Genomic DNA, 20,747 nt, shown 5'->3' with positions numbered 1-20,747 from the left:
CTGCCTTCCTGTCGGCGGGGTGGCACCTGTCGGCGCTGCGGCGCTGTGAGCATCGTCCCTCACAGTGCTGAACACATCGAAAAAGCGGCGTGAACCGTACAGTCCACGCCGTTGTAGCTCTTCCATTATCCAGATTTTCGCGGAAGTCTCGAGTGATCTGGACGGCACTCTCAGCGAGCTTCATGCCGCCTTACGTGGTTCCCTCCGCAAGCTCCAGGCTGTGCTGCTTCGTTCCTTCCGCAAGCTCCAGGCTGTGCTACTTGGTTCCTTCCGCAAGCTCCAGGCTGTGCTACTTGGTTCCTTCCGCAAGCTCCAGGCTGTGCTACTTGGTTCCTTCCGCAAGCTCCAGGAACTGCCGCTTGCCCGCCAGGTCCGCCTCGGCCTTCTTGATGCGGCCGGCGTCGCCGTCGGCCTTCGCGCGCTCGAGCTTCTCCTCGGCCTCGGCCACCTGCTGCTTCATCTGGAGCAGCAGCGGGTTCTCCTCGACGGGGACCTTCCGCCACGCCGTGTCCAGCGCCTCGCGCAGCTTGTCCTCGACGGCCCGCAGCCGCCGCTGGAGCTTCGCCTGGTTCTTGCGCGGGACGGCGCCGGTGTCGTGCCAGCTGCCCTGGATCTCCCGGAACGCGGCCTGCGCGGCCTTCGGGTCGCTCGCGATGTCCAGCGCTTCGGCGCGCTTGAGCAGCTCTTCCTTGACGGCCTGGTTGGCCTCCAGCTCCGCGTCGCGGGCCGAGAAGACCTCTGAGCGGGCGTTGAAGAACACGTCCTGGGCGGCCCTGAACCGCTTCCAGGCCTTCTGCTCGGCGTCGGGGGCGAGCCGCCCGGCCTCTTTCCACTCGGCCATGAGCGCCTTGAGCCTGTCGGCCGTCGGGCCCCAGTCGGTCGAGGTGGACAGCTCCTCGGCGGCGGCGATCAGCTCTTCCTTCTTGGCGGCGATCACCTTCCGCTCGGCGTCGAGCTGCGAGAAGTACGCGCCGCGGTGCCTGGTGAACGTGTCGCGGGCGGCCGAGAAGCGGCGCCACAGCTTCTGGTCGGTCTTGCGGTCGACCCCGTGGATCGACTTCCACTCCTCGACCATCTCGCCGAACCGCTGCCCCGAGGCCTTCCAGTGGCTGTCGCGCTTGGCCAGCTCCTCGGCCTCGGCGACGAGCGCCTCCTTGGCGGCGACCGCCTCGGCCCGCTCGGCGTCCTTGGCGGCCTTGAACTCGCCGACGCGGTCCTCGGCGTGCTTGGACAGCTCGTCGAGCCGGTTGCCGAGCGCGTCGACGTCACCGACGACGGCGGCCGTGTCCAGGCTCTCCCGGAGCTTGCGCAGCTGCGCCGCGGCCTGCTCCACGTCCGCCGAGTCCGAATTCAGGCGCGCGGCGATGAGATCGACTTCGACCACCAGGTCGGCGTACTTGCGCGCGAAGTGCGCGAGCCCCTCGTCGGAGGAGCCGGCCTGCCAGGAGCCGACCGCGCGCTCGCCGGAGGAGGTTTTCACGTAGACCGTGCCATCGGCGTCGATGCGGCCGAAGCGGGTCCAGTCTCCGAGGTCACTCATCGCGGTAATCTCAAATCCTTCACACGAACTAAGGGACGTATTCCCGTACCTTACGGTGGTTGCCGGGTCGCTGCCAGCCGGGGCCGTCCACCTCGAAGGACGAACGGTGCCAAATGGTGCGGCCCGGTCGACATCGGGTCGGGCCCACCCGCCCGCCCACTCGAACCGAAGGGGTATTCAGTTGGACGGTGCCGAGTTATGGCTCGCAAGTTTCGCCATGAGGCCAGATGATGGCTCCCGAGCTTCGCCATGAGGGCGGCGGCGGTACCCCCACCCTACAGCCGAGGGTGATCGCGGTAGTAGGCCCTACCGCGGCCGGGAAGACGGCGCTCTCGGTCGCTCTGGCCGAGGCCCTGGCCGGGGAGGTGGTCAACGCCGACTCGATGCAGCTGTACCGCGGGATGGACATCGGCACCGCCAAGATCACCGACGCCGAGCGCCGCGGCATCCCCCACCACGTCTTCGACGTCCTCGACGTCACCGAGGGCGCCGACGTCGTCCGCTACCAGGAGCTCGCGCGGAGCGCCGTCGAGGACATCGCCGCCCGCGGCAAGACGCCGCTGCTGGTCGGCGGCTCCGGGCTGTACGTGCAGGCCGCGCTGGACGAGATGGACTTCCCCGGCACCGATCCCGAGATCAGGGCCCGCCTGGAGGCCGAACTGGAGCGCGAGGGCCCCGCCGCGCTGTGGGAGCGGCTGCGCCGGGCCGACCCGGCCGCCGCGCGGGCCATCCTGCCCTCGAACGGGCGGCGCGTGGTGCGCGCGCTGGAGGTCGTCGAGCTCACCGGCTCGTTCACCGCCACGCTGCCCGAGCCGAAGGCCCACTACGAGGCGGTGCGCATCGGCGTCGACCTCGACACCGCCGTGCTCGACGAGCGCATCGAGCGCCGCGTCGAGGCCATGTGGGAGGACGGGCTGGTGGACGAGGTCCGCCGCCTCGAGGCCGAAGGGCTGCGCGAGGGCCGCACCGCTTCGCGGGCGCTCGGCTACAAGGAAGTGCTCTGCCACCTGGCAGGCGAATACGACGAGGCCGAGGCGTTCCGCCGCACCGTGCAGGGCACGCGCCGCTTCGTGCGCCGCCAGCGCTCCTGGTTCAAAAGGGACGGCCGCATCGAGTGGCTCGATGCGGCCGATCCCGATCTGCTGGAACGGGCGACGGCTCTCGCCGCCTGACGACGCCGGTTCCCTACGGACGCGGCTTGGGGCTCTGCGTCTTCTTCGGGTCCTTGATCGAGACCGGGTCGAGGACCTCGTTGACCTTCTCGTAGACCTCGGCGTCGAGCTTGACGCCCGCGGCCTTGACGTTGCCCTTGACCTGCTCGGGGCGGGTGGCGCCGATGATCGCGGCCGAGACGTTCGACTGCTGGAGCACCCACGCGAGCGCCAGCTGCGGCAGGCTCAGGCCCGCCTCCTCGGCGACCGGGACGAGCTGCTGGACGCGCTCGAGGACGTCGTCCTCCAGCCAGCCCTTGACGAAGTGGCTGTACTTGGGGTCGGCGCCGCGCGAGCCCTCGGGGGCGGCCTGTCCGGGCTTGTACTTGCCGGTCAGGACGCCGCCGGCGAGCGGGGACCACACGATCTGGCCGATGCCCAGCTCCTCGCAGGCGGGGATGACCTCGTCCTCGATGACCCGCCACAGCGGCGAGTACTGCGGCTGGCTGGAGACCAGCTGGATCTTCAGGTCCTGGGCCAGGGCGTGGCCGCGCCGGATCTGGTCGGCGGTCCACTCGCTGACGCCGATGTAGTGCGCCTTCCCGGCGCGGACGACGTCGGCGAAGGCCTGCATGGTCTCCTCGAGCGGCGTCTCGTAGTCGTAGCGGTGGGCCTGGTAGAGCTCGACCCGGTCGGTCTGGAGCCGCCGCAGGGAGTTGTCGATGGACTCCTTGATGTGCTTGGCGCCCAGGCCGCGGTCGTTCCTGCCCTCGCCCATCGGCCAGTAGACCTTCGTGAAGATCTCCAGGCCGTCGCGCCGCTCGCTCTTGAGGGCCCGTCCGAGGACCTCCTCGGCGGCGCCCTGGGCGTAGACGTCGGCGGTGTCGAAGGTGGTGATGCCCTCCTCGAGTGCGGCCTGGACGCAGGCGATCGCCGCGTCCTCCTCGACCTGCCCGCCGTGGGTGATCCAGTTGCCGTAAGTCAGTTCAGAGATGACGAGGCCGGAACGGCCGAGATGACGAAACTCCATGCGCATGAGCCTACCGGCCGCTCGGCTAGTGTCAACGAAACGAAAATCACAGGGTTGTAGGAAGCCCTGCTCTACAGCGGTCCGTCGTCGATCGACACGACCGCGTCCAGCGTCCGGACCGCCTCGGACCTGTCCATTCTGGGCGGTATGAGCTCGGTGCCGTCGAGCCCGAGGGTCCCCCAGGAGTAGCCGTCCATGGAGGCCAGGAACCCGGCCGGATGGACCGCGATGTGCTGGTAGCGCGGGGGAACGACGACGCGCCCGGAGCGGTGGACGACGCCGGAGCGCCCGCGCTGGACGGCCACGGCGACGCCGCCGACGAAGCCGGTCACGGTACGTCCGTCCACAGTAGGCGTGTCGAGGGAGTTGTAGAGCATGGGGACGACGACGGTGCCGTGCTTGTCGATGGCGCCCCAGTCCGCCTGGCAGACCGCGGCCACGCCGCCGCGGAAGTCCCCGGCCTGGCTGAACGCCGCCTTGACCACCGGCTGGCCGTTCGGCCCCAGGTAGCCCCACCGCCCCGTCTGCCGGTCCTGGTAGCGGTCGGGCGCCGGGTGCCCGGCCCGCTCGGCCCACGGCCGCGGCCCCGGCCCGAAGCCGCCCTTCGCGGCCAGCTCCTCGGCCAGGCCGAGCGCGGTCTCGACGATCTGCATGACGAAGGCGTGCGGGTTCTGCTCGCTGGCCCGCTGGAGGTGGATGAGGCTCTCGGTGACGCGGCCCTGCGACAGGCACGACAGCGCCGCGTAGGCGCGCGCCGCGCCGGTCAGCGTGCGGGGGAGCTCCCCGGCCTCGGCGAGCGCGAACAGCTGGTCGGCCTCGGCGTAGCGGCCCTGGACGCGGAAGACCTGCCCGAGGCGGGCGCGGGCGGGGGCGAGCAGGAGGTCGGCGCCGACGGCCTCGGCGTACTTGACCGCGGCTGCGGCGTCCGCCTCGGCGCTGTCGAAGTCGCCGAGCACCCGCATCGTCACGGCCCGGACGCCGAGCAGCCGCGACTGGTCGGCCTCGGAGCCGTAGCGGGCGAGCCGCTGGCCGGCCTGCTCGCGGATCTGCTGGAGGCCGACGGTGTCGGCGATGCCGTGGCGCAGTGTGGCGCGGTCGAGCGGTCCGAGGGCGCGGACCAGCCCGGCACGCAAGTCCGCCGCGACATCGACCACGTTGACTTCTTTCCCGGTAACTGAGGGTTACGACATTCAGATTAAGCCATCGGGCGCCCCGGAGGCGAGGGGCGAGGGCGCCGTCGACGACTCGCGGGGCGCGCCGGGCCGGATCCCGGCGGCCGGGCTACCTGACGACTTGGCCGAGGTCGTCCTCGGTGGCCTTGTAGCTCATGCGCGGTTTCGGGGCGCGCATCGAGCGGAACATGATCGCCCGCTGGATCGCGTACCAGTACAGGCCGCCCTTGCGCTGCTTGGTGTTCGGGAAACGCTTCCAGACGAGGCGGCGGACCTTGCGGCACAGGAAGTACGAGTCCAGGGCGAAGCCGGCCATCATGACCACCCACCCGAGCATGAGGACGCCGACGGCGTTCGGGAAGACGTTGGTGGCCAGGAGCAGGGCCATGGTGAAGACGAAGAAGTACTGGGCGACGGTGCGGCGCGAGTCGACGATGTCGCGCACCAGCAGCCGCTCGGGGCCGCGGTCGCGGGGCAGGTGGTACTTGTCGAAGAGGGGGTCGCCCTTCCACTGGCCTTCGGCGATGCGGGCGCGCTCGCGGCGGAGGTCCTCCTTGGCCTGCTTCTTCTGCTCGGGGGAGAGCTTGGACGACTTCGACTGCTGCCGGGCCTCCTTGGCGGTGAGCGGAGGATTGGCCGGAGGACGGGCCTTGGCCTGCTTGACCTGCTTGGGGGTGGCCTTCCCCTTCTTATCGGTGGCGCCGACCGGCTTCGATTCCTCGACGGCCGGAGTGGGTTCGGCGGACTTCTTCGCCACGGGACGATCGCCCTTCCTAAAACGTGCGACAGCATGCTGTCGTCCAGCATACCCAGGCTTTCGGCGCCGCCGATCCGAGCGGCGCCCGGCCCCTGAGGGCGGCCTCAGGCTGCGGCCCCGCCCGGGCGCTCGATCTTGGCGCCGAGGCCCTGGAGCTTCGCCTCGAAGTTCTCGTAGCCGCGCGTGATGTAGCGGTCGACGCCGTAGACCCGCGAGGTGCCCTCGGCGGCCAGGGCCGCGATGAGGTGGCTGAACCCGGCGCGCAGGTCGGGGATCTGGAGGTCGGCGGCGTGGAGCTTGCTCGGCCCGGCGATCACGGCCGAGTGCAGGAAGTTGCGCCGCCCCCAGCGGCACGGGGTCCCGCCCAGGCACTCCGAGTACAGCTCGATGTTGGCGCCCATCTGGCGCAGCTCGGAGGTGTAGCCGAGCCGGTTCTCATAGACCGTCTCGTGCATGATCGACAGGCCGTCCGCCTGCGTGAGCGCGACGACGATCGGCTGCTGCCAGTCGGTCATGAGGCCCGGGTGCACGTCGGTCTCCAGCGCCACCGGCTTGAGCGGCCCGCCCGGGTGCCAGAAGCGGATGCCGCCCCCGACCGGGTCGTCGTCCACCTCGTAGGCGCCGCCGATGGAGCGGAAGACGTTGAGGAAGGTCATCATGTCCGCCTGCTGGGCGCCCCGCACGAACACGCTGCCCTCGGTGGCGAGCGCCGCCGAGGCCCACGAGGCGGCCTCGATGCGGTCGGGGAGCGCCCGGTGGGAGTAGCCCTTGAGCTCGCCGACGCCGACGATCTCGATGACCCGATTCGTGTGGACCTTGATGATCGCGCCCATCTTCTGGAGGACGCAGATGAGGTCGATGATCTCCGGCTCGATCGCGGCGTTGCGCAGCTCGGTCGTGCCCTCGGCCATGACCGCGGTCAGCAGGACCTGCTCGGTGGCGCCGACCGAGGGGTACTCGAGCGTGTAGCGGATGCCGTGGAGGCCGTTCGGGGCCGACAGGTGCGTGCCGTCGGCGCTCTTCTCGACGACGGCGCCGAACTCGCGCAGCGCGTCGAGGTGGAAGTCGATGGGGCGCCCGCCGATGTTGCAGCCGCCGAGGTCGGGAATGAAGGCGCGGCCGAGCCGGTGCAGGAGCGGCCCGCACAGCAGGATCGGGATGCGGCTGGTGCCCGCGTGGACGTTGATCTCCTCGACGCCGGCCGACTCGACCGAGGTGGGGTCCATGTACAGGGTGTCGCCCTCGAACGCGACGTCGACGCCGTGGACGCGGAGGAGCCCGGTGACGACCTCGACGTCGCGGATGGCGGGGACCCCGCGGAGGACCGAGGGGGAGGTGCCGAGGAGCGCGGCCACCATGGCCTTGGACACGAGGTTCTTGGCGCCTCTGACGGTGACTTCGCCCTGAAGCGGAGTTCCGCCGTGGATGATCAGCATGTCTTCCGGGGTGGTCGCAGTGCCGCTCAACAGGTCTCCTCAGATGGGTGGATAAGACCGGGATCGTCGCCCAACGATAACGGACCGGCAACGGCTGACACTCCCAGGCGGGACGATGGCACGGCGTGATCATGCTTACCGCTGGAGCGCGCAACCTCGCCCCTGGCCAGGGCGTGTCAACGGGAAGTGCCGGGAACGCGATCCTCGGACGCATCGAGCCTAGGGCAGTTCCAGCATCCTGTCGAGGGCCGCCCGCGCGTGCTTGGCGGTCTCGGGGTCCACCGTGATCTGGTTCGGCACGCGACCGGCCACCAGCTCCTCCAGCGCCCACACCAGGTGCGGCAGGTCGATCCGGTTCATCGTCGAGCAGTAGCACACCGTCCGGTCCAGGAACGAGATCTCCTTGTCCGGGTGCGCGTTCGCCAAGCGCCGCACCAGGTTCAGCTCGGTGCCCACCGCCCACGAGCTGCCGGGCTCGGCCTCGTCGAGGGTCTTGATGATGTACTCGGTCGAACCGACGTGGTCGGCGGCGGCCACCACCTCGTGCGTGCACTCGGGGTGCACCAGGATGTTGACGCCCGGCTTGCGCTCGCGCATCTCCTCGACGCAGTCGAGCGTGAAGCGCCCGTGCACCGAGCAGTGGCCCTTCCACAGGATGATCTTCGCCTCCCGCAGCTCCTCGGCGGTCAGGCCGCCGTTCGGCTTGTGGGGGTTGTAGAGCACGCAGTCGTCGAGCTCGAAGCCCATCTGGCGGACCACGGTGTTGCGGCCCAGGTGCTGGTCGGGCAGGAACAGGACCTTCTCGCCGCGTTCGTAGGCCCAGCGCAGCGCCCGCTCGGCGTTCGAGGAGGTGCACACGACGCCGCCCTCGCGGCCGACGAAGCCCTTGATCGCCGCCGAGGAGTTCATGTAGGTCATCGGGACGGTGTCCGCGGCGACGCCGGCGGCCGTCAGGTCCTCCCAGCACTGCTCCACCTGCGAGGCGGTCGCCATGTCGGCCATCGAGCAGCCCGCTGCCATGTCGGGCAGGACGACCCGCTGGTGGTCGCCGGTGAGGATGTCGGCCGACTCGGCCATGAAGTGGACGCCGCAGAAGACGATGTACTCGGCGTCGGGGCGGGCCGCGGCCTGCTGGGCGAGCTTGAAGGAGTCGCCGGTGACGTCGGCGAACTGGATGACCTCGTCGCGCTGGTAGTGGTGCCCGAGGACGAAGACGCTGCCGCCCAGGGCCTCCTTGGCGGCGCGGGCGCGCTCGACGAGGTTGGGGTCCGAGGGCGCGGGCAGCTCGCCGGGGCAGTCGACGCCGCGCTCGGAGCCCGCGTCGGTGCCTCGGCCGAGCAGCAGGAGCGCGGTCTGTGTGGGAGCAGGTTCATTGAAGCCCGTCATGGCGACGATTCTAATGGCTTCCGAACGGTTGTCGGAGACTCGAGCGTTCCGGTGTGCGGCGCGTGGTGCTCCTGGTGCCGCCGGACCGTTTGGCAAGCGGTTACACACCGGTTCCGGGCATGGATTAGGCTCTCGGTGTGCGCATCCTCATAGCTCCCGACAAATTCGCCGGAACCATGACCGCCGCCGAGGCCGCGAGCGCCATCGCCGACGGCTGGCGACGCGCCCGCGAGGACGACGCCACCGCCGAGCTCCCGCTCGCCGACGGCGGACCCGGCTTCCTCGACGTCCTCGAAGCCGCCCTTCCCGGCGCCGCGAGGCGCACCGTGGACGCCCGCGACCCCCTCGGCCGCCCCGTCACGGCCGACTACCTGCGCGACGGCGACACCGCCTACGTCGAATCGGCCGCCACCTGCGGCCTCCACCTGCTCACCGCCGCCGAACGCGACCCCCGCCGCACCACCACCTACGGCCTCGGGCAGGTCCTGGCCGCCGCCGTCGAGGCCGGTGCGAAGCGCGTCGTCGTCGGCCTCGGCGGCTCGGCCACCAACGACGCCGGAGCCGGCATGCTCACCGTCCTCGGCTACACCTGCCGCGACCTCGCCGGCGAGGCCATCCCGTACGGCGGCGCCGCGCTCGCCTCCTGCACCTCGATCGACGGCCTGCCGCGCACCAGGGGCGTCGAGTTCGTCGCCGCCACCGACGTCGACTCCCCGCTGCTCGGCCCCCACGGCGCCACCTACATGTTCGGGCCCCAGAAGGGCGCGCAGGAGAGCGACCTGCCGTTCCTGGAGTCGGCGCTGACGAACTTCGCCGAGATCGCCGAGCGCGACCTCGGCCCGGCCGGAGCCTCCGGCTGGCCCGGCGCGGGCGCCGCGGGCGGCCTCGGACTGGCCCTGTTCCTCCTCGGCGGCCACCGGGCCTCGGGAGCGAAGCTCACATGCGAGGCCGTCGGCCTGGACGCCGCCGTGGCGGAGGCCGACCTCGTCATCACCGGCGAGGGCTCCTTCGACGCCCAGAGCCTGCGCGGCAAACTCGCCGCCGAGGTCGCCGCCGCCGCCGCCTCCCACGACAAGCCGTGCCTGGTGCTGGCGGGGAAGTCGGACCTCGACGAGCACCCCGAACTCGCCGGGGTGCACTCCGTCGCCGGACTGCTCGGCAGCGTCGGGGAGGCGATGAGAGCGCCGGTCGAAGGGCTGCGTGCGCTGGCGGAGTCGGTGGCCCGCGACTGGAGGTAGGCCGGTGTTCCACACCTCGGCGAGACCGGGGCCGACGGCCCGGACCGCGCTTCCCATGCCCCGCCTCCGGCTCGGCCTGTGCTCCCCATCCCTCGCCTGGCGGCTCGGCCTGTGCTCCCCATCCCTCGCCTGGCGGCTCGGGAATAGAGACACGCCCAAGCCCGTTAGGTACTGTTGACAAGTCGAAGACCCGATCGACGCCGTTGATCCCAAACTCAAGCAGAGGGAGCTACAAGTGAGCGCTACTCAGCAGGCCGAGGACGTCAAGGAGACCGCCACCACCGGCGTGAAGCTCACGGACGCGGCCGCCGCCAAAGTGAAAGCCCTGATCGAGCAGGAAGGCGAGGAAGGCCTCCGCCTGCGCGTCGAGGTCAGCCCCGGCGGCTGTTCCGGTCTGCGCTACGGCCTCTACTTCGACACCGACAACCGCGAGGGCGACGTCGTGCAGTCCTACGAAGGCTTCGAGGTCGTCGTCGACCGCATGAGCGTTCCCTACCTGATGGGCGCGAACATCGACTTCGCCGACCGCATCGACGCCCAGGGCTTCACCATCGACAACCCGAACGCGCAGGGCTCCTGCGCCTGCGGCGACTCCTTCCACTAGGAGTTCAGGGGCCGCCGGAGTCGGCCAGAGCCCATGGCGGAAGAACCGGACCGCACTCGGCGGAACCCGCGAGCCGAGGCCCGGCGCGCCTCGTCTCGCATGGGCTTCACCGCGAAGCCCGACCGGTTCTCCGCCCAGCGGCCAGTCCGCCGGGCCCGGCTCCGGACGTCCATTCACCTGAGGTGACCCATAAGCTGGAAAGCCCGGTCGAAACCACCCAATATCTGGTCTCATCGACCGGGCTTCACCGTGTCTCCTGCGAGGTCAATCCCATGAAGACCGCAGTCACAGGTTCGACCGCCCTTGCCGTCTCGCACGGGATGAGCCAGCTCGGCGAGCCGGCCATCGCCCTCGAGCCGGGCCAGGAGGCATTCGACCTCATCGAGGTGATGGAGCAGTCGGGGCCGCTCAGCCTGGTGCACATCGGCCCCGACGCCCCGAAGGTCATGCTGTCCTACGCCGAGCAGTGCCGCGACCTGGGCCTGGAGTTCAGCGCCGACCCGGGCACGCTCGACGGCGCCGACGCCGCCGAGTTCATCGAAGGCGCGAAGTTCCTGGTCACGAGCCAGGACCGCTACCAGTTCCTGCAAGGCGTCACCGGCCTGAGCGACGACGAGATCCTCGCCCGGGTGCGCGTGCGGGTGACCACCGTCGACGCCGAAGGCGTCGAGATCGTCGGCCACGACATGGAGCGCATCCGGGTTCCCGTGGCCCGCGCGAGGGAGCTCATCGACCCGGCCGGCGCCTCGGACGCGTTCGTCGCCGGACTGCTGACCGCGCTCGGCTGGGGCATGCCGCTGCGCCGCGCGGCGGAGCTCGGCAGCCAGTTGGCCGCAGTAGTACTCGAATCCGTTGGTACCCATGGATACACGGTCAATCACGCCGAATTCGTGCGCCTCCTGGAGGAATCCTACGGAGTCGCCTGCGCCGCCGAGGCCTCCGCATATCTGTTGCCTGAGTGAACACTTGGGTTCCTTCTTGTCACTCTGATATCACAAGTAACAGAAGTTTGAGTTTTTACAGGTATACAAACTTAAGTTCGTCACCTCAAGGTCTCCAGTGGTGTTCCAGTGGGTAACGATTTCACAACGCACTCTTTCATTTCGCGGTGTTGTGCGTCATGGTGTGAGTCATCCCACGACTCTACTCACATCCCTGGAGCGACCTGTGAGACGAATGAAACTCGCGGTGGCCACATCGGCAGCCGCCGTACTCGCGTTGTCCGCCTGCGCGGGCGATGAAAGCGATCTCGACGGCGAGGGCGACGGCGGCGGCGGAACCCTCAACATGCAGATCGGCGAGGTGTTCAGCCTGATACCCGGCGGCTCAGGTGAATCCGAGGGCTTCCGCATCATGAAGAACGTCTACGAGGGCCTGGTCTACTACAACGCCGAGACCGGCGAGCCCGAGAACCTGGTCGCCGAGGAGATCTCGACCGAGGACAACACGACCTGGACCATCAAGATCAAGGAAGGCCTGACCTTCCACAACGATGAGCCGGTCAACGCCGAGGCCTTCATGCGCTCGTGGAACCGGACGGCCTACGGTCCGAACGCGCTGCGGCTGAACTACTTCTTCGCCACCTTCGAGGGTTACGACGAGATGAACCCCGATCCCCTCCCCGAGGAGGAGTGGGCCGACCCCGAGGTGCCCGAGTTCCCCGAGGTCGAGACCACGGAGCTGTCCGGTGTGACGGCCGTCGACGAGTACACCATCCAGGTGCAGCTCAAGGCGCCGTTCGCCGCCTTCTCGACCATGCTCGGCTACGAGGCGTTCTTCCCCGTCGCCGAGGAATGCCTCGAGGACACCGAAGCCTGCGAGAAGAAGCCGATCGGCAACGGGCCGTTCATGTTCGAAGAGGAGTACAACCTCGAGAGCGGTGGCACCGCCGTCGCCTGGGACGGCTACCAGGGTGAGCACGCCCCCTCGATCGACGCCGTCGAATGGCACGTCTACCTCGAGGGCGACGACTGCTGGGCCGACTTCATGACCGGCGACATCGACGTCTGCCGCCCGACCGCGGCCGACTACGAGCAGGCCGTCAACGACCCCGAACTGGCGGAGCGCCGCATCACCGGCCCCGACCCGAGTCTCACGGTCCTCGGCTTCCCGATGTACGCCGAGCCTTACGACGACGTGAACATCCGCCGGGCCATCTCGATGGCGATCGACCGCGAAGGCGTCATCAACGTGGTCGGCGCCGACCGCTTCGTGCCGGCCACGAGCTGGGTGCCCGAGTCCATCCTCGGCGGCGGCACCGGCATCTGCGGCGAGTACTGCACGCACAACCCCGAGGAGGCCCAGCGCCTGATCGAGGAGGCCGGCGGCTGGCCCGAGGGCCAGAAGCTGGAGCTGTGGGTCAACGACGCCAGCGACAACCTCGACATCTTCCGCGCCATCGGTGACTCGATCAGCGAGTCCCTGGGTATCGAGTACGAACTGGTGTCGATGGAGTGGGGCGACTTCCTGCTCGCCCGCGAGGGCCACACCGTCGAGGGTCCCTTCCGCTCTGGCTGGAGCCCCGACTACAACCTGAACGAGAACTACCTGGAGCCGATCTACGGCGGCGGCGCCGCCACGAACGACTACGGCTTCGAGAACGAGGAGTACAACGCCAAGATCGCCGAGGCCGGTGCCGCCGCGAGCCTGGAAGAGGCCGTCGAGATCTACGCCGAGGCCGAGGCCATCCTGGCCGAGGACTTCCCGAGCGCCCCGGTGTTCGAGGACAAGGTGAACTTCTTCTACAGCGAGCGGGTCAGCAACGTGATCGTCAACCCGATCTACGCCGGCCCCGGCGGTGACGCGGAACTGCGCGACATCGTCATCAACGAGTAGCGAACCGAGCGAACCGCGGGCGGGTCTTTGACCCGCCCGCGGCCTCTAGAACGGAAAACCATGGGACGCTACGTCATTCGACGACTGCTCCAGGCGCTGCTGACACTGTTCATCACACTGTTCCTGCTGCACTACCTGACGGCGCTGTCCGTCCAGATCCGCGGCAACCCGGCGCTGCTGTTCTTCGGCGGCGAGCGCACGCCCGACCCGGCCATGCTCGCGCAGGTCGAACGCCTCTACGGCCTCGACAACAACTGCTACGAGCGGCCCGGCGACCCCTGCCTGGTCCCCTTCGTCGAACGGCTCCAGAACTACGCCGCCGGCGACTTCGGGACCACGCTCCAGGGCAACCGCGATGTCGGCGAGCTCTTGTCGATCTACATCCCCAACACGCTGCGGCTGTTCATCTTCTCGACGATCACCCTCGTCGTCCTGGCGATGCTCCTGGGCACCTGGGCGGCGCGCCACCGCGGGGGACTGATCGACCACACGGTCCGGGGCACGACCATCCTGATCGACTCGATCCCGGTGTTCCTGATCCTCCTGGCCTACGTCTACATCATGGCCGTCCCGCTCACCAACTGGGCCAGGGACATATGGGGGACCGAGTCGTTCATGGGGCAGTTGTTCAGACCCAACTACAACCCCGACTATCCATGGACGACGATCATCATCCCCGGGATCATCGTCGGCACGGTCGGACTGGCCACCCTCACCCGCCTGGTGCGGGCCAGCCAGCTGGAGAACATCGGCTCCGACTTCGTGCGGACCGCCAGGGCCAAGGGCCTCAAGAAGTCGCGCATCACCGTCGTCCATGTGGTGCGCAACTCGATGATCCCGATCGTGACCGGGGTCGGCTACACCTTCGCCTTCGCGCTCTCCGGCGCCGTCCTCACCGAAGGGGTGATGGGCATCCCGGGGATGGGCCGCATGATCTTCCAGGCGGTGCAGAGACAGGAGACGAACCTGGTCATCGTGGGCCTGACCGTCACAGCGGTCGTCGTGGTCCTGGTGACGCTCGTCGTCGACCTCCTGTACGCCGTTCTCGACCCGAGGATCCGATATGACTGAGTTGACAGCGCCCACCGCCCAGAGCGAAGTCCCGCAGGCGTCGCTGTGGAAGGACGCCTTCCGCACCATGGCGCGTCGGCCGGACGTCATCTTCGCGACACTGATCATGCTGTTCGTGTTCACGATGGCGGCGTTCCCGGGGCTGTTCACCGACAAGGACCCGACCCGCTGCCTCGGCCGCGACGCCAGGCTGCGGCCGGACACCTGGTTCACCGGGGAGCACCCGCTCGGCACCGACGGCTTCGGCTGCGACTTCGCGGCCACGATCGTCCACGGCACCAGGCCCACGATCACGCTGGCGCTCACCGTCATCATCCTGTCGGTGCTGATCGGCATGACCCTCGGCATCCTCGCCGGCTACTTCGGCCGCTGGGTGGACGCGATCATCTCCCGCGCGCTCGACGTCTTCATCGTCATCCCGCTGATGATGGGCGCCATCCTGCTGCTGAGCCTGTTCCGCGGACGCGGCTCCTCGGGCAACCTGCTCGAGACCGTCGGCCCGGCGGCCCTGGCGCTGACCCTGTTCGGCTGGATGGAGTTCTGCCGCTACGCACGCGCGGCGACGATCGAGACCAAGAACCTCGACTACGTCACCGCCGCCCGCTGCCTCGGCGCCAGGGACCGCCGGATCATGTTCAAGCACGTCCTGCCGAACGCGATCGTGCCGATCACCGCGATCGTGCCGACCAGCCTCGGTTCGGTCATCGTCGCCGAGGCGGCGCTGGCGGTGCTCGGCATCGGCGTGCAGCCGCCCGCCACCAGCTGGGGCGTGCTGCTGTCCAACGGCACGCAATGGGCCGGCGGCGGGTACATCTACCTGTTCGGCATCCCGCTCGTGCTGCTGATCCTGACCGTGTTCGCGTTCGCCACCTTCGGCGACGCCCTGCGCGACGCGCTCGACCCGAAACTGAGGTGAGACCAGTGGCAGAGAACGTACGCGTCGTGGGCGACACGCTGCCCGGCGCCGACTTGAACGCTCCGCTGCTCGAAGTGGACGACCTCAGGGTCGAATTCCGGGTGCGCGGCAAGCGCATCCCGGCCGTGCGCGGCGCGTCCTTCACGCTGGAGCGGGGCCGCACGCTGGCCGTCGTCGGCGAGTCCGGCTCGGGCAAGTCGGTGACCTCGCAGGCGATCATGGGCATTCTCGACACGCCGCCGGGCTACGTGACGGGCGGCGAGGTGCGCCTGCACGGCGTCGACCTGCTCAAGCAGGGCGAGGAGACCCGCAGGACCGTGCGGGGCAACCACATCGCGATCGTGTTCCAGGACGCCCTGTCGGCGCTCAACCCCCTGTGGTCGGTCGGCTTCCAGATCGGGGAGCTGTACCGGGTCCACCGCGGCACGAGCCGGGCCGACGCCAGGAAGCGGGCGATCGAGCTGCTCGACCTGGTCGGCATCCCGGACGCGAAGAACCGCGTGGGGCACTACCCGCACCAGTTCTCCGGCGGCATGCGCCAGCGGGTCATGATCGCCATGGCGCTCGCACTCGATCCGGAGGTCCTCATCGCCGACGAGCCGACCACCGCGCTCGACGTCACCGTGCAGGCCCAGATCATGCGCCTGCTCAAGCAGATCCAGGACGACCGCCACATGGGGCTCATCCTCATCACGCACGACCTGGGCGTGGTCGCCGACGTCGCCGACGAGGTCGCGGTCATGTACGCCGGGGAGGTCGTCGAGCGGGCGAGCATCCACGACGCCTTCAAGCGCCCTGCCCATCCGTACACGAAGGCGCTGCTGCGGGCCATCCCGCGCGTCGACACCGTCGGCCGGGAACTGGAGGTGATCCCCGGTCTGCCGCCGAACCCGGCGTCCCTGCCGAGCGGCTGCCCGTTCCACCCGCGCTGCTGGGCGGCCGACCCCGAGAAGTGCTCGACCGAGGCGCCGCCGTACGAGGAGGTCGCCGAAGACCATCGGGCCCTCTGCCACTTCGCCAAGGAGGTCTACAGGGATGAACGCTGAGCTGGGACAGGCGGACGCCGCGCCCGAACCGGTGCTCGAGGCGACCGGGGTGGTCAAGCACTTCCCGGTGCAGCGCGGCATCGTCGTCAAGCGGACCGTCGGGCACGTGCAGGCCGTCGACGGCGTCGACCTGAAGCTCTACGCGGGCAAGACGCTCGGCGTCGTCGGCGAGTCCGGCTGCGGCAAGTCGACGCTCGCGAAGCTCCTGGTGGGCCTGGAGCCGCCGACCTCGGGCTCGATCAAGGTGCTGGGCAAGGAGATCGGGAACCTGTCGTCGAGGCGGATCCGGCCGGTGCGGCGGGACATCCAGTTGGTGTTCCAGGACCCGTACACCTCCTTGAACCCGCGCATGACCGTCGGCGACATCGTCGGGGAGCCGTTCGAGATCCACACGGACGTCATTCCGCGCGACAAGCGGGCCAAGGAGGTCAAGGAGCTGCTCGACATGGTCGGGCTCAGCCCCGACCACGTCAACCGCTACCCGCACCAGTTCTCCGGCGGCCAGCGCCAGCGGATCGGGATCGCCCGGGCCCTGGCGCTCCGGCCGCAGGTGCTGGTGTGCGACGAGCCGGTGAGCGCCCTGGACGTGTCGATCCAGGGGCAGGTGATCAACCTGCTCGAGCGGCTCCAGGAGGAGCTCGGCCTGGCCTATGTGTTCATCGCCCACGACCTGTCGGTGGTGCGGCACATCGCCGACGAGGTCGCGGTCATGTACCTGGGCAAGGTGGTCGAGCACGGCACCAGTGCGGAGATCTACGACCACCCGCGGCACCCGTACACGCAGGCGCTGCTGTCGGCGGTGCCCGTGCCGGACCCGGATCTGCGCGGCCACCGCGAGGAGATCGTCCTCCAGGGGGACGTGCCCTCGCCGATCAACCCGCCCTCGGGCTGCCGCTTCCGCACCCGCTGCTGGAAGGCCACCGAGAAGTGCGCCGAGGAGGTCCCCGGCCTGGACGTGGGAGACAAGGGCACCCATCCGACGGCCTGCTTCTACGCCGAGGAACGGGACGTCACGCACGCCGTGAAATAGCCGCGGACACACGGAAGAGGCTCCCGCCGCGCAGCGGCGGGAGCCTCGGCGACTCCAGTGGATCGGGCCGCGGCCCGCTCCGGCCTCCGCCGCGGCATCGCCCCGGCCGGTCCGAAATCGTCGAGCACTGTGGATGATCCGGCCGCGTTCCGGCTCGGCCCCGTGATCGACATGCCGGCGGGAGGACGGCCCTGTGTAGCATGAGCTCCACCGCCGCGCGAGAACGGCGGTCAGCACACCAGTCGAGACCAGATGGGCGACCATGACCGACGCCGTTCCCGGTGCCAGTTCGCTCGTGTCCTACATCCTCACCGGTTCCAGGCACGACCGCACCGCCTACCGGGCGCTGCCCGCCGAGCAGCACGCCGCCTACTACGGCCTGGTCAACACGGTGTTCTCGGTGCTGGTCTCCCACCACTTCGGCGGCGTGTTCCTCAAAGACGACGTCGACCGCCTCGTCAGGCGCGTCGCCGAGCGCCACCCGCAGTACGGCGGCGGCGTCAAGCGCGTCCTGCGGTCCCTCGTCGCCGGGGAGGACCGCCGCTCGGAACTGAGCGTCCAGCAGATGCGCACCGCGCAGCACCTGGTGATCCGGGAGCTCGCGAAGATGTACCCCCACGTGCGGACCAACGCCGAGCAGATCGTCGCCGAGGCGGCCACCCTCACCAGCCTGATCGAGCATCCCCGGCCCGGCGCCGCCGTCCCGCCGCCCGAACCGGCCCCCCGGCCCGAGGCCGTCCCGCAGCCCGGCGGCGAGGGCCCCATCGACGGCGACCCCGAGATCACCAAGCTCGGCTCGGAGCTGACCGAACTCGACCGCAGGTACCGCGAGATGCGCTCGGCCATGGCCGAAAGCGAATTCACCGGCTCCGACGCCGAGCACCTGGCCTCGGTCACGCTCGGGTTCACCGGCGAGCTGCGCCATCTCGAACTCCGCTCCGGGGTCGAACGCAAAGGCGGCAGGAGCGTCGCCGAGGCGGTCATCTCTGCCTGGAACATCGCCGAACGCGAACGGGCCGCGGGCGGCGAGGAGTTCAACCGCCGTTTCGGCGTCACCAGCGCCTACGACCCGGCCGTCCTGGAGCCCACCAGCGTCGAGAAGCTCTCCGACACGGGCGTGTGCCGCGTCGGCGTCGACCGGCACGGGCGCCTCAGCGAGATCGTCTTCCTCAGGAACAAGCTGTTCGAGCCGGCGGGCCGCGACGGTCTCGCCGCCGAGGTCGCCGCCGCGATACTATCCGCGCAGGCGAGCGCCGCCCCGAGCTCTGGAGGCTCTCAATGAGCGAGACGAACGAGTTCCATGCCGACGAGGTCCGCGCCGCCGCCCGTCGCATCCAGGCCCTCCCCGACGACACCGACCGCATCCCCGACCGGATCGCCGAGGCCACTCGGCGCGCCGCCGACGCCAACCCCGGCTTCGCCTCCGCGAGCGGACTCGTCGACATCGCCGAGGAGTACCGGCTGTCCGTCACCGGCCTCGGCGAGCGCCTCACCGACCAGGCCGAGCTGATCCTCAGGGCCGTCGAGGCCCGCGAGAGCGGCGACGAGGCCGCCGCCGCCGAATTCGACCGCATCGACCCGCCTTCGTAGACCGGAGAGACATGCCGAGCTATCAAGAGGTACTGGACGCCGACCCGGCCGAGTTCGAGTCCTGCGGCGACGAGCTCGAAGGAGCCGCGGGCGAGCTGTCGTCTGGCCGAGAGCGCTACCGCTCGCACGTCGACGACACCGACGCCCACTGGAGCGGCGGCGACCACGAGCGCGTGCGCGAAGCGGCCGCGAGCCTGGAAGACGAGGCGGCCGGTCTCGAGCGGTCGCTCGGCGAGCGCGCGGCGATCCTCAAGACGCTCGGACCCGCCCTCGCCCTCGCCGTCGAGACCCTCCAGCACACCGACCAGGAGCTCAGGGACGCCGGTTACGACGTCGACCCGAGCCCGCAGGTGCGCCCGCGAGCGCCGCGGGCCGAGCCGGGGCCGTTCGGGCCCGCGCTGGCGGCCCTGGACGAGGTCACCGCCGAGACCGCGACCGTGCTGCTCAAGATGATGCACCGGGCCGTGGTCGTCATGGACGAGACCATGGCCCGCGCGCTCGAGGCGGGGGAGCTGCCGGTGGGGCTGGCGCAGGTGATCCTCGACGAATGGGGCGACATCGCCGAAGCCGCCGACGTCGTCCGCGGCCGGCTCACCGAGACGGCCCTGGAGGACCAGTACGGAACGGCCGCCGCGCCGCGCACCATGCTCACCAGCGGGAAGGCGACCGAGACCGCTCTGGAGATCGCGGCCAGGTTCGCGCGCTGAGCGCCCGCCCTCCCGGCGAAGCCTGCGAGCCGTGAATTCAGCTCCCTCGGCGAAGCCTGCGAGCCGTAAGTTCAACTCAGCCGCCGGATGCCCTCGACGACGCCCGGCAGGACCTCCAGGAACCGGTCCACCTCCGCCTCCGTCGTCTCGCGGTGGAGCGAGACGCGCACGTTGCCGTGGCTGAGCACGCCCATCGCCTGGAGCACGTGCGAAGGGCGCAGCCTCGTCGAGGCGCACGCCGAACCCGAGGAGACCGCGAAGCCCGCCCGGTTCAGCTCGGTGAGCAGCACCTCGCCGTCCACGCCGAGGCAGGAGAACGTCACGATGTGGGGGAGCCGGTCGGCCGGGTCGCCGGGCAGCTCCACCTCGGGGATCGTCGCGGCGATGTGCTCGCGGATGCGCTCGGTGAGCTCCCGCGCCCGCTTCGCGAGCTCCTCGCGCTCGGCCGCCACCGCCCGCAGCGAGGCCGCCGCGGCGACGGCCGCGGGCACGTCCACCTCGCCGATCGCCTCCTGCGGCGAGGAGTCCTCACCGGGGAAGGGATTGCGCCACCTCGTGCCCTTGCGCACCACCAGGATTCCGCAGCCGGCCAGACCGCCCCACTTGCGGGCGCTCGCCGCCAGCACCGACCAGCCCTCAGGCACCGGCTCCCACGGCAGGCTCGCCGCCGCGTCGCACACGAGCGGGACGCCGCCCAGGCCCGCCGCGATCGCCGCGATCGGCTGGCGGGTGCCGACCTCGTGGTTGGCGCTCTGCACCGCCACGGCCGCCGCCTCACCGGTCTCGACGAGCGGATCGGCGTCGACACGCCCGAAGCGGTCCACCGGGATCTCGACCGCCGCGCCGCCGCGCCGCTCATGCCAGCGGGCCGCGTGCAGCACCGAGGAGTGCTCCACCGCGCTGTAGGCGAAGGCGTCCGGCTCGCTCCGCGCCGCGATCACGCCCAGTACTCCCGCCTGCACTGCCTGTGTGCCACTCGATGTGAAAGTGACCTCATCGGGCGCCACCCCCAGGGAAGAGGCCGCCGACTGGCGCGCCGCCTCCAGCAGCATCCGCGAGCGGCGACCCAATGTGTACAGTCTGCCGGGGCCCGCCCAGCCCTCCGACAAAGCCGCAGCATATGCGTCCTTGGCGGCCGGATGCGGCGGCTGCGCGGTCGCGCCGTCGAAGTATGTCTCCGTCACCTCCCCAATGTAGAAGACGGACGGCGCCGACCCCAACCCCTTGCGCCCGGCCCC

19 protein-coding genes are annotated in these 20,747 nt (G+C 69.9%); 12 read left to right on the top strand and 7 right to left on the bottom strand.

Features of this window, described 5'->3' with window-relative positions:
• Positions 1-322 precede the first annotated feature (322 nt).
• The gene (locus YWW_RS0117380) at positions 323-1,540 is read right to left on the bottom strand and encodes a DUF349 domain-containing protein (RefSeq protein WP_026931099.1); all 1,218 of its coding nucleotides are present in this window, start codon (positions 1,538-1,540) and stop codon (positions 323-325) included.
• A gap of 227 nt (positions 1,541-1,767) precedes the next feature.
• Between YWW_RS0117380 and miaA the strand changes: the two genes are divergently transcribed.
• Positions 1,768-2,712 (top strand): tRNA (adenosine(37)-N6)-dimethylallyltransferase MiaA, encoded by a 945-nt coding sequence (miaA, locus tag YWW_RS0117375; RefSeq protein ID WP_081687552.1) that lies wholly within the window; start codon positions 1,768-1,770, stop codon positions 2,710-2,712.
• A 13-nt stretch (positions 2,713-2,725) separates the two neighbouring features.
• Here miaA and YWW_RS0117370 read toward each other — a convergent pair whose 3' ends face one another.
• The 5 genes from YWW_RS0117370 to nadA form a co-directional block, all read right to left on the bottom strand.
• Positions 2,726-3,721 carry an aldo/keto reductase family protein gene (locus YWW_RS0117370; protein ID WP_026931097.1) on the bottom strand — a complete coding sequence of 332 codons (996 nt, stop codon included), beginning with the start codon at positions 3,719-3,721 and terminating at the stop codon, positions 2,726-2,728.
• A 71-nt stretch (positions 3,722-3,792) separates the two neighbouring features.
• On the bottom strand, positions 3,793-4,875 hold the full coding sequence (locus YWW_RS0117365; RefSeq protein ID WP_026931096.1) for a WG repeat-containing protein: 1,083 nt from the start codon (positions 4,873-4,875) through the stop codon (positions 3,793-3,795).
• A 127-nt stretch (positions 4,876-5,002) separates the two neighbouring features.
• On the bottom strand, positions 5,003-5,650 hold the full coding sequence (locus YWW_RS36485; protein WP_051325971.1) for a DUF3043 domain-containing protein: 648 nt from the start codon (positions 5,648-5,650) through the stop codon (positions 5,003-5,005).
• A gap of 104 nt (positions 5,651-5,754) precedes the next feature.
• On the bottom strand, positions 5,755-7,086 hold the full coding sequence (gene murA / locus YWW_RS0117355) for a UDP-N-acetylglucosamine 1-carboxyvinyltransferase (RefSeq protein WP_035702291.1): 1,332 nt from the start codon (positions 7,084-7,086) through the stop codon (positions 5,755-5,757).
• Positions 7,087-7,305: 219 nt separating this feature from the next.
• Positions 7,306-8,472, bottom strand: coding sequence for a quinolinate synthase NadA (gene nadA, locus YWW_RS0117350; protein ID WP_026931094.1), 1,167 nt, complete (start codon positions 8,470-8,472; stop codon positions 7,306-7,308).
• A gap of 137 nt (positions 8,473-8,609) precedes the next feature.
• Here nadA and YWW_RS0117345 point away from each other — a divergent pair, with 137 nt between their 5' ends.
• From YWW_RS0117345 to YWW_RS0117295, 11 genes are all read left to right on the top strand, one after another.
• Entirely contained in the window at positions 8,610-9,710 is a 1,101-nt protein-coding gene (locus tag YWW_RS0117345; RefSeq protein WP_026931093.1) for a glycerate kinase family protein, read from the top strand.
• Positions 9,711-9,945: 235 nt separating this feature from the next.
• Entirely contained in the window at positions 9,946-10,314 is a 369-nt protein-coding gene (erpA, locus tag YWW_RS0117340; RefSeq protein WP_026931092.1) for an iron-sulfur cluster insertion protein ErpA, read from the top strand.
• 272 nt (positions 10,315-10,586) lie between these two features.
• Complete coding sequence (locus tag YWW_RS31225) at positions 10,587-11,276, top strand: PfkB family carbohydrate kinase (RefSeq protein ID WP_081687551.1); 690 nt, start codon at positions 10,587-10,589, stop codon at positions 11,274-11,276.
• 226 nt (positions 11,277-11,502) lie between these two features.
• A complete protein-coding gene (locus tag YWW_RS31220) occupies positions 11,503-13,149 on the top strand; it encodes a peptide ABC transporter substrate-binding protein (protein WP_162145968.1) in 1,647 nt (548 codons plus the stop codon).
• A gap of 60 nt (positions 13,150-13,209) precedes the next feature.
• Positions 13,210-14,220, top strand: a complete 1,011-nt coding sequence (locus YWW_RS0117325) for an ABC transporter permease (protein ID WP_026931091.1) — start codon at positions 13,210-13,212, stop codon at positions 14,218-14,220.
• The gene (locus tag YWW_RS37455) at positions 14,213-15,136 is read left to right on the top strand and encodes an ABC transporter permease (protein ID WP_026931090.1); all 924 of its coding nucleotides are present in this window, start codon (positions 14,213-14,215) and stop codon (positions 15,134-15,136) included. The genes YWW_RS0117325 and YWW_RS37455 overlap by 8 nt, the downstream gene beginning before the upstream one ends.
• 5 nt (positions 15,137-15,141) lie before the next feature.
• Positions 15,142-16,182 (top strand): ABC transporter ATP-binding protein, encoded by a 1,041-nt coding sequence (locus YWW_RS0117315; protein ID WP_026931089.1) that lies wholly within the window; start codon positions 15,142-15,144, stop codon positions 16,180-16,182.
• Complete coding sequence (locus tag YWW_RS0117310; RefSeq protein ID WP_051325968.1) at positions 16,172-17,212, top strand: ABC transporter ATP-binding protein; 1,041 nt, start codon at positions 16,172-16,174, stop codon at positions 17,210-17,212. The genes YWW_RS0117315 and YWW_RS0117310 overlap by 11 nt, the downstream gene beginning before the upstream one ends.
• Positions 17,213-17,474: 262 nt before the next feature.
• A complete protein-coding gene (locus YWW_RS0117305; protein ID WP_026931087.1) occupies positions 17,475-18,494 on the top strand; it encodes a hypothetical protein in 1,020 nt (339 codons plus the stop codon).
• Positions 18,491-18,802, top strand: a complete 312-nt coding sequence (locus tag YWW_RS0117300; protein ID WP_026931086.1) for a hypothetical protein — start codon at positions 18,491-18,493, stop codon at positions 18,800-18,802. Before YWW_RS0117305 ends, YWW_RS0117300 begins: the two co-directional genes overlap by 4 nt.
• Before the next feature lie 11 nt (positions 18,803-18,813).
• Positions 18,814-19,509, top strand: a complete 696-nt coding sequence (locus YWW_RS0117295; protein WP_026931085.1) for a WXG100 family type VII secretion target — start codon at positions 18,814-18,816, stop codon at positions 19,507-19,509.
• Positions 19,510-19,580: 71 nt separating this feature from the next.
• Here YWW_RS0117295 and YWW_RS0117290 read toward each other — a convergent pair whose 3' ends face one another.
• Complete coding sequence (locus tag YWW_RS0117290; RefSeq protein ID WP_026931084.1) at positions 19,581-20,693, bottom strand: cysteine desulfurase family protein; 1,113 nt, start codon at positions 20,691-20,693, stop codon at positions 19,581-19,583.
• Positions 20,694-20,747 lie beyond the last annotated feature (54 nt).

It is taken from the genome of Glycomyces tenuis DSM 44171 (genome assembly GCF_000427885.1).
Lineage (GTDB): Bacteria > Actinomycetota > Actinomycetes > Mycobacteriales > Micromonosporaceae > Glycomyces > Glycomyces tenuis.
This window is presented reverse-complemented; position numbering and strand designations above follow the sequence as displayed.

Excerpts from the sequence above, each read along its gene's own strand:
- YWW_RS31225 (WP_081687551.1), top strand. The coding sequence starts at position 10,587 with ATGAAGACCGCAGTCACAGGTTCGACCGCCCTTGCCGTCTCGCACGGG.
- YWW_RS37455 (WP_026931090.1), top strand. The coding sequence starts at position 14,213 with ATGACTGAGTTGACAGCGCCCACCGCCCAGAGCGAAGTCCCGCAGGCG.
- murA (WP_035702291.1), bottom strand. The coding sequence starts at position 7,086 with ATGCTGATCATCCACGGCGGAACTCCGCTTCAGGGCGAAGTCACCGTC.
- YWW_RS0117325 (WP_026931091.1), top strand. The coding sequence starts at position 13,210 with ATGGGACGCTACGTCATTCGACGACTGCTCCAGGCGCTGCTGACACTG.
- YWW_RS0117300 (WP_026931086.1), top strand. The coding sequence starts at position 18,491 with ATGAGCGAGACGAACGAGTTCCATGCCGACGAGGTCCGCGCCGCCGCC.
- YWW_RS0117295 (WP_026931085.1), top strand. The coding sequence starts at position 18,814 with ATGCCGAGCTATCAAGAGGTACTGGACGCCGACCCGGCCGAGTTCGAG.
- YWW_RS0117305 (WP_026931087.1), top strand. The coding sequence starts at position 17,475 with ATGACCGACGCCGTTCCCGGTGCCAGTTCGCTCGTGTCCTACATCCTC.
- YWW_RS0117370 (WP_026931097.1), bottom strand. The coding sequence starts at position 3,721 with ATGGAGTTTCGTCATCTCGGCCGTTCCGGCCTCGTCATCTCTGAACTG.
- YWW_RS0117310 (WP_051325968.1), top strand. The coding sequence starts at position 16,172 with ATGAACGCTGAGCTGGGACAGGCGGACGCCGCGCCCGAACCGGTGCTC.
- miaA (WP_081687552.1), top strand. The coding sequence starts at position 1,768 with ATGATGGCTCCCGAGCTTCGCCATGAGGGCGGCGGCGGTACCCCCACC.
- YWW_RS0117380 (WP_026931099.1), bottom strand. The coding sequence starts at position 1,540 with ATGAGTGACCTCGGAGACTGGACCCGCTTCGGCCGCATCGACGCCGAT.
- nadA (WP_026931094.1), bottom strand. The coding sequence starts at position 8,472 with ATGACGGGCTTCAATGAACCTGCTCCCACACAGACCGCGCTCCTGCTG.